Consider the following 1,146-nt stretch of genomic DNA (forward strand, 5'->3'; position numbering starts at 1 on the left):
AGCCACCAGGAGTTGTGTGTAATGAGGTGCGTTAATGGCGTCGATCAAGTCTGCGTGATCGGCGATTTCGCGGTGCAGGCACAGTTTTGAACTGACATATCCGACGTATCCACGTTGGCCTTGCGCAACGATGGCGATGGCCCCATACAGCGCTTCCATTTCATGCCTGCGTATGAACGGCGCGGGCTCACCCCGTGCGTGAAAGAATATCTGCAATGCCTCTGCGCTTTTGACAATGCTGGCGCACCACGTGTCGTGGCGCATCAACGGCGGCTCGCGCAGATCGCGCACGACAAAGAGTCTATCGAGATGCTCTGCGAACGCGCGGGCTTGTTTCGCACGCCATGGCAGCTTCCAACCATTGCCGAATTCGCGTTCATAAATCCATTGCTTCACTGCGGGAATAAGCGAGACAGTCAGCCATTCCAGCGCGTACTCGCATGGCCAGTCGCCTCGCTGCGAAAACGTCTGGTTCGGCTCTAGGTCATCAGGTTGCCACAGCAACACCACCTCACGCCCAATGGAGAGTTCGTCGATCTCCGTCGCATACACAATGGCGTGATAGCCGGCGTCGTACTGTTCGGTGCTGTGTTTATGATAGGGCTTCAATACGTTGCGATTGGCGTCGAACATGTGCCACGGTGTGGTGCCTTTGTCGACGTCGTGCGCTTCAACAAATCGTCCTATTTCCCGCCATACGCTTTCGTCGACCGCTGCGAGCGCGACCTTGTTACCCGCCCATCTGACAAACGGAAAGTCCACGGCAGACCATGCCATTTCCAGTTCAACCAGCGCGTCGCGCATGACATGTGTCAGCAGGTCAGCAACGCCGGCGATTTCCCGTGCGCCCTCCTCCTGAAAAAAGATGCGGCAGTTCGGCAAGTCGACGAGGTACTGGTCAGGGTTCTGAGGCAGTGCGCCTGCGATGAATCCCCGGTACTCGGGCGTCAGCGGCGCGTTGGTACCGAACAGGAACTTCTTCAACAGCCAAGTGTGACCCACTTTAAGCGTGATGCCTGCCACGTCCGGCCGTGCAAACGAGATGGCTACGGAAGCGCGTGCAAATCGCTGATCGGGCACGATAGCGCTCAGCGAGAACCATGGCCCCTTGAAATCATTTCCTTATACAGAAGTCATGACTCTTCC

Annotated in this window: 1 protein-coding gene; it reads right to left on the minus strand. The window is 56.9% G+C overall.

What is annotated here, in order from left to right; genetic code table 11:
• A partial coding sequence (locus CF68_RS34470; protein WP_152548610.1) for a hypothetical protein occupies window positions 1-1,080 on the minus strand: 1,080 nt, incomplete at its 3' end.
• Window positions 1,081-1,146 lie beyond the last annotated feature (66 nt).

Origin of the sequence: Cupriavidus sp. SK-4 (genome assembly GCF_000611125.1) — a bacterium.
GTDB classification, from domain to species: domain Bacteria; phylum Pseudomonadota; class Gammaproteobacteria; order Burkholderiales; family Burkholderiaceae; genus Cupriavidus; species Cupriavidus necator.